Here is a 6,985-nt window from a genome sequence, read left to right on the forward strand (position 1 = left end):
TTTATTTGGTCTAATGTTAACAATTGAGGGCGAAGGTAGAACCAATTAAACTAGTTTCCAATACGTTTAGAAATTTTTCTATGATAACTGAACTCCCATGACCATTATATCATCAATTTGATCGTATTCTCTTTTCCAGTTTAAAAAATTATTGTAGAAATGTTCCTTTTGTTTTCTTCCGCTTAACTTATGGATCTCAACTAAAAATTTTTCAAATTCCTTTCTCTGGATTTTTTTATTGAATTCCCCTCCAAATTGATCTGTATAACCATCGGATTGCAGATAAACCCAGACCTTGTTTTCAATAGGAATGGCTGTCTTTTCAAAAGGGATGTTTTGTAGCCTTTTGCTGCCAATGGAACGTTTGTTTCCGTTAAATCGCTCTACTTCACCTGATTCCTTAACCAGGTAGAGAGGTCGACCGGCACCGGCAAATTCCAAAATTTTGGTGGATGAATCATAGCAACACAAAGCCACATCCATTCCATGTTCATGAATTTCAAGGTTGGAATTGCCTTTAAAAACTGCTGACAAATTAAGGTCTAACTCTTCAAGCATAGCGTCGATGGTTGGGGCAGTTTCATTTTTAAGCTGTCTATCAAAAATATCAACACCTAAAATGGACATAAATGCTCCCGGTACACCATGACCTGTGCAATCTGAAATAGCAAAGTAGATTTTGTTCGAATGGATTCCTACCCAATAAAAATCACCGCTTACAATATCTTTTGGAAGATTTAACAAAAAGGAATCATGAACAACAGATGACAATATTTCCCATTCCGGCATCATACTTCGTTGAAGAGTTGCGGCGTAAAGAATAGAATCGGTAATATCTTTGTTTTTCTGTTCTAAATCTAAATTTTGTTTGTTTAGAAGCTTGGTTCGCTGAGCAACTTCAATTTCTAAACGCACATTCACCTGGTCGGTAATTCTATTTATTTCTTGTAATTTTTCAAGGGCTTCTTCCTGGGCCATCTCTTTTTCTTTTTGTACCAATGAAAATTGTTCTGCCATGGACAAGGAAAGGAATATTACTTCAATAGCATTTCCAATTTTTAGGCTATTATAGGTTAAGAAGTTAAGGGGAATTAAGTTTGAATTTGCTAAAACGAAAATGATAGTACCTACAAATAAACTGGCAAAAGCGGCATAGAAATACATATTCCCTTTTCTGTTTTCTCTTCTGCTGGCAACTAGGGAATAGACAATAGCAATCATCGAGGATAATCCGGATGTGTTTACCAGTATTAATCCTAGTAAAAACCAAAAGTCGTTTCCAAAGGAAAACAGTGAACCTAACACTGTAATTACCATTGAACCATCTACCAGCCTGGATGGCCAACGGTTAGTGAGGGTACATAAATTTAAGAACTTTTTGGTGTATAATAATACAAACAGGATGGTGGCAGAAGTTAAAATAATGATACTGCGATCTGCAATCAAAGAGCTGAATTTGAAAAACAGAGTAGCATTATAGCCTTCCAAAGAAATTTGAAGAATAACAATTGAAATTACATAGAACACATACCATAGATAGGAGCGATTTTGTAAAGTATAGAAAAGGAAAAGGTTTGAAAAAATGGCAAATACCATTATTCCAAAGAATATTCCTAAAAAGATTTGTTCTTTTAGCTCATGGCGATTATAGTCCTCGGAAGAATATAAATTGGCCCCTACTAATGCAATATCACCATTGGGTTTAATTCGAATGTAAATTGTATTTTCAGAATGAGGTAAAAGCCTAATTTGAAAGACATTGGGTTTGGAGAAATGGAGACTGTCGGGGTAAGGTAAAGCATCTCCTAATGTTAAGTGTTCCCAATTATTAGATTGATTTCTTGTAAAAACAGTTATTTCATTGGTTGTGGGTCTTGAAATTTCCAGGAAATAATTTGCCTGATTTTCGAATGGGTAATTTATGGAAACTCTCATCCAAAAGCTTGAATGGGAAAATCCTAAATTTTGCATGGGGCATTTTATCGGTTGGAATTTTCCATTTTCAAATTGTTGAATGGCATCGGTAAAAGTTGTAAGTCCACTTGAATCTTCCCAATACATGGTACTCGTAAGGAGTGAATTTTCAGTCGGGTTAGAACCTGATTTCGGAGAAGGTGCGAATGGGTAAGCCCAAGTTGGACTAAGCAAATAAAAACATAGAAGTAAAATGAATATTTTCTTCGGATTCACAGGTTTGAAGTGAGGTTGACCTTAACTAATTTTTTTTAACTTGGTTTCATTTGTAAAGGAATTTATTGGGTTGTGATATTTTGGACAGATTATTTATAATAAAGTTTGTGGTTATTTTGTATTTTCGTTCCATGTTTATTCGTTTAAGATTCCAGGTTTTACTCTCGGTCCTGTTGCTATCGCTTAGCATGAGTTCTTGTAAGAAATATGAAGAAGAGCTAATCCCCAACAATGTTGCTCCTCCCGATAACACTATTTCGGAGGTGACCATGCAGACCTATGTTAACAAAGTTTATATCAGTGTTTTAGGTAGGAAGCCCACAGATTTGGAATTGGACCAAGGTTTAGAAATAATTAATCAAGGGAATTTAAGTGTTTCCAGTCGATTGGCTTTCCTGGATCAGGTGCAGGCAAAGTCTGAGTATTATCCTCATCTTTATTCCTTAGCAAGGCAAGAGTTATTGAATGATTTAGATACCGCTGAGATTAGTGGTAATAAGGCATTGTTTGAATTTCTTTTAAGTCAGCCGGAATATGCCGCTTATGCCGCCCAATTGACCAAGGAGATTGTTAGGTTGGATTCCATGATGAAAATTCCATCTAATTTGGAAATGGATCAACCATTCGGGGTAGCTAAAATGCATAAATGGTGTATCAATAATTATTTTTATGACCAATTAAATATGGGTACTTATAATTTTGTTACTTCCAGTTTTGAGCATTTTTTGTTCAGAGATCCTTCTGATTCAGAATTGTTTGGTGGGTCGAAAATGGTTGATGGTTTCAGCGGAACCTTGTTTTTTCAAGTTGGAAGTAGTAAAATGGATTACCTGAATATTTTCTTTTTTCAATCATCAGATTATTATCAAGGACAAGTGCGCGATTTGTATCAACGGTATTTATTTCGGGATCCAAGCTCTGAGGAAACGGTGCAATTGGCTGTCCCTTACAAGAGTACAGGTGATTTTAAAGAATTGCAAAAGCAGATTTTGGCATTGGATGAATATGTTGGTTTAAAGTAACTGGTAGAAAATGAAAACACTGACACAATTAAATCTCCACCGGATATTATTTGTACTTTTTATTTCCTTTTTGAATCAATCTTGTAGAAAGGAAACGGCCTATATTTATGGGGTAACCGATGTAACAATCAGCCGGACAGGGGCAAATAAAGAAAATGTAAAATCAACCACGGAGTTTATTTCCATTGCCTATTCCGATATTTTCGGTACTACCATTCCTCATTCGGAATTAGTTAAGCTCCAAGCCGCTTATAGTGCTTTTGGAGATCAAAAATTAATAGAACAATTGGTTATCCGCAATTTTCTTAATCAATCCGGAAACACCATTCCTTCGGCAACAGATATGAATTCGGATTTAGATAAGTTTATTGATCAGAGCTATATTAAGTTTTTTGCCAGACATCCAAATGAGTATGAGGCTTATTACTTAAAGAACTTGTTGATTTCGGATCCTGGCATTACTCCTGAATTGGTATATTTTTCTATGATGACTTCGAATGAATACCGCTACTACTAGAATAAAATGAAAAGAAGAAGTTTTATTAAAAAGGCCGGACTTGCAACTGCAGGTGTATTTTCAGTCCCTTACATTTTACCTTCAGGACGCTTATTTGCCGCAACCGGAAGCAGGATAGCCGATCATGTTGTACTTTGTTTGTTTGCAGGTGGTGTAAGAAATTTGGAAAGTATCCAAAAGATCGAGGGAAATTTAATGCCGAATACGTTATTTGGTTCGGAGTCAATCAATCCTCAAATTGCCCCGGGGATGTCTGCTTTGCCTAGTCCGTTTTCCAATGTTTTGCAATCCCAGGCTACCTTGTATAAAGAGTTTAGATATGCCGCTGGAGCAACAGGCCATTTTAATGCACATTCTGCAGTACTTACAGGTAAGTATAATTTAGTGGATGTTAACTTAAAACAAAGGCCTTCCAATCCAACCGTTTTTGAATATTATCGCAAGCATAATAGCCCGTCCATGTCAGCCTTAAATGCTTGGTGGATTTCAAACTCCTTAGGGCCTTATCCCGCTTTGAATTTCAGTAATTATCCCGGATATGGTGCTGAATTTGGCGCAAATTATATTCAACCCCGTTCCGTAATTTCTGCTTCCGGGTATGAGGTGCTCGGTAATCCAAAGAACTTTAACACCAGCGAAATCGATAAAATCAATAAGATTCGAAGTTTCTGTGATAATAATTTTTCAAAGAATTTTACTTCAGGCGACGCCGGGGTTACGAATGCCATCGAAGACTCCATGCTGTTGGATCAATTTATTCAAGATTCTTACACCGAAGCATTGGCCGGACAATACGATAATCCATGGAATTCTCCGTCAGGAATGAGCGGAGATATGTTTAATGTGTTTTTTGCTGAAAAGGTAATTGAACGATTTAAGCCTGAATTGTTGGTAGTTAACATGCAAGATGTTGATATCGGGCATACCAATTTTACCGCTTATTGCGATAATATGAGAAAAGCTGATTATGCCTTGGCTCATTTGTGGCAAACCATTCAAACTACACCGGGAATGGCAAATAATACCGTTTTAATCGTTGTTCCGGAACATGGTAGAAATCAAGAACCCAATACCTTGTTGGATTCATTTGGAAGATATGCTCTAGACCATAATAATGATGCCATGAGCAGGGAAATATTTTGTTTGGTCGCTGGACCTGCCGGAAAAGTAGTTCAAAATCAGGTTATTTCTACTGAAGTTGGACAAACAATTGATGTGGTGCCTACCATTGCCAAGGTTCTAGGTTTTTATTCAGATATTCCCGGTGGAATGTTAGATGGTCAAATTTTGGAACAATCCTTCAATTAGCAATACCATGAAAAACAAAGTATTATTTATTTCGATTGGTTTTGCCTTGTTAGCTGTTATGCAAATGGGCTGTTGGAAGGAGTTGAATCCTAAGCCTGAAAACCCATACGATCAAGTTGATTATCACACTCCACCTACACCTGTGGATACCTTGGACCCAAATTCTTTCGTGTCAATTCACCGTGATATTTTGGTTCCTAAATGCGCACAACCCGGTTGCCATGACGGTGTGTTTGAACCGGATTTCCGTTCTTTAGAAAGCTCCTATGCTACCTTGGTTTACGCTCATATTACCAAAAATAACGCGGATAGCAGTTTTGCTTTTCGAGTTATTCCTTTTGATAAAAATAAATCAGTTCTGTATGAGCGAATTACCAATTGTTGCTTTGTAAACCAAAATGATCGAATGCCTCAAGACAATATTGGGGTGCCGATGGAAAGTGATAAAATTGATCGGATTGCTGCTTGGATTATGGGAGGAGCTAAGGATATGTTTGGAAATATACCGCAATTCCCAAATTCCGAACCCAATATTCAATATTACATAGCAACGGATCCTCAGTTTAATACTATTTCTAATACCAACAACCGAATAGACAGTATATATTACAATCCATTTATTGTACCTTCCAATTATACTATGAATTTGATATTTGTAGTAAGTGATGATAGCACTTCTGTGGATCAATTGACCTACAATAAAGTTAAAATGAGTTTTGAAGCAGATAATTTTTCAAGTTCTGCTCCCGGCTATAAAGAATTTCAAGCATTTGTTATCACCAATCCAACCAATGGAGACAAATACCTGATGGCTACAATCAATACCAACCAGTTTGCTTCGGGTAATATTGTTTATTTTCGATTTTATACCAACGATGGCGATCATGTCGGAAATACAGAATTCCCCTACAATTCTTTGGATTTACCTTACAAAACATTTTTTTCATTTTATATTCAACCTTAATAGTTCCAGGCATGACTCAAATAAAACGTAATTACAAGTTAGTATACCTTGGTATAATTGCTATGGCTATTTTCTTTTCATGTTCAAAGAAGGAAGATATAAGCGAAATACCTAGTATTAGTTTTGAAAGTGTTTCACCATTCGGCAACATCCGGCAATATGAAGATTCAATTCTCTTTAAAATAAGCTACAGGGATGGTGATGGAGATTTGGGAGAGAATATTGATTCTGTCAATAATTTATTTCTAACAGATAGTCGGAATAATGTTACGTATAAATACCGATTGCAGGAATTAGCTCCAATGGGAGCCAAAATTCCAATTCAAGGAAGCGTGAACATCCTTTTAACTAGTATTTCTTTAGTTGATCCGGCCTCAAGTTCTGAAACAACAACCTTTTCAATTTATTTGGTTGACAGAGCCGGTAATAAAAGTAACACAGTTACCTCATCGGTGCTAACCATTGTACCCTAATGGATATTGAAACCTTAAGGAATTTCTGTATTACATTGCCTTGTGTTACAGAAGATATTAAGTGGGATAATGATCTTTGTTTTTGTATCGGAGGAAAGATGTTTTGCATCGCCTCATTAGATCCTCCCTTTAAATTGGCAATTAAGGTAGAGAAGGAAAAGTTTGCAGAATTAATTCAAATTTCAGGGATAAGTCCTGCACCTTACCTTGCACGCTACAATTGGGTTTCTATTCAAATGGATGCACATCTGGGGCAGCAAGAACAATTGGAATTGGTGAAAAAGTCATACCAATTGGTTTTGGAAAAGCTAGGCAAACAAGAGCGTATGAAAGTTGAAAATGCCTCGTAAAAACTGATTATCGGATTGTTGGGAATTAACACTCAATCGCTTGGTTTCAATTTAAACTTGATTAATAATTAGGTTTTGCTCCAAGTTTTATCCGGACAATTCATTTTTTTTAATTCTTAGTATGCGGGCCCCCTCCGCCCAACCCTATTTTTGCTAAACTA

General features: G+C 36.4%; 7 protein-coding genes. 6 read left to right on the top strand and 1 reads right to left on the bottom strand.

The window, feature by feature from the left end; genetic code table 11:
* Positions 1–78: 78 nt before the first annotated feature.
* Complete coding sequence (locus K1X82_02810) at positions 79–2,190, bottom strand: SpoIIE family protein phosphatase (protein ID MBX7181018.1); 2,112 nt, start codon at positions 2,188–2,190, stop codon at positions 79–81.
* Positions 2,191–2,321: 131 nt separating this feature from the next.
* On the opposite strand from K1X82_02810, the gene K1X82_02815 reads away from it, so the two are divergent.
* From K1X82_02815 to K1X82_02840, 6 genes are read left to right on the top strand one after another with little or no spacing between them, the layout of a single operon-like run.
* On the top strand, positions 2,322–3,212 hold the full coding sequence (locus tag K1X82_02815; protein ID MBX7181019.1) for a hypothetical protein: 891 nt from the start codon (positions 2,322–2,324) through the stop codon (positions 3,210–3,212).
* Between the two features lie 10 nt (positions 3,213–3,222).
* Positions 3,223–3,729 carry a hypothetical protein gene (locus tag K1X82_02820; GenBank protein MBX7181020.1) on the top strand — a complete coding sequence of 169 codons (507 nt, stop codon included), beginning with the start codon at positions 3,223–3,225 and terminating at the stop codon, positions 3,727–3,729.
* A 6-nt stretch (positions 3,730–3,735) separates the two neighbouring features.
* Positions 3,736–5,037, top strand: a complete 1,302-nt coding sequence (locus tag K1X82_02825; GenBank protein MBX7181021.1) for an alkaline phosphatase family protein — start codon at positions 3,736–3,738, stop codon at positions 5,035–5,037.
* 7 nt (positions 5,038–5,044) lie between these two features.
* Positions 5,045–6,001, top strand: coding sequence for a hypothetical protein (locus tag K1X82_02830; protein MBX7181022.1), 957 nt, complete (start codon positions 5,045–5,047; stop codon positions 5,999–6,001).
* 11 nt (positions 6,002–6,012) lie between these two features.
* Positions 6,013–6,474 (top strand): hypothetical protein, encoded by a 462-nt coding sequence (locus K1X82_02835; protein MBX7181023.1) that lies wholly within the window; start codon positions 6,013–6,015, stop codon positions 6,472–6,474.
* Positions 6,474–6,824 (top strand): MmcQ/YjbR family DNA-binding protein, encoded by a 351-nt coding sequence (locus K1X82_02840; GenBank protein ID MBX7181024.1) that lies wholly within the window; start codon positions 6,474–6,476, stop codon positions 6,822–6,824. Before K1X82_02835 ends, K1X82_02840 begins: the two co-directional genes overlap by 1 nt.
* Positions 6,825–6,985 lie beyond the last annotated feature (161 nt).

This window comes from Bacteroidia bacterium (assembly GCA_019695265.1).
Lineage (GTDB): Bacteria > Bacteroidota > Bacteroidia > JAIBAJ01 > JAIBAJ01 > JAIBAJ01.

Bases quoted from the DNA above. Each gene is read 5' to 3' on its own strand.
- K1X82_02815 (MBX7181019.1), top strand. From the start codon at position 2,322: ATGTTTATTCGTTTAAGATTCCAGGTTTTACTCTCGGTCCTGTTGCTA.
- K1X82_02820 (MBX7181020.1), top strand. From the start codon at position 3,223: ATGAAAACACTGACACAATTAAATCTCCACCGGATATTATTTGTACTT.
- K1X82_02825 (MBX7181021.1), top strand. From the start codon at position 3,736: ATGAAAAGAAGAAGTTTTATTAAAAAGGCCGGACTTGCAACTGCAGGT.
- K1X82_02830 (MBX7181022.1), top strand. From the start codon at position 5,045: ATGAAAAACAAAGTATTATTTATTTCGATTGGTTTTGCCTTGTTAGCT.
- K1X82_02835 (MBX7181023.1), top strand. From the start codon at position 6,013: ATGACTCAAATAAAACGTAATTACAAGTTAGTATACCTTGGTATAATT.
- K1X82_02840 (MBX7181024.1), top strand. From the start codon at position 6,474: ATGGATATTGAAACCTTAAGGAATTTCTGTATTACATTGCCTTGTGTT.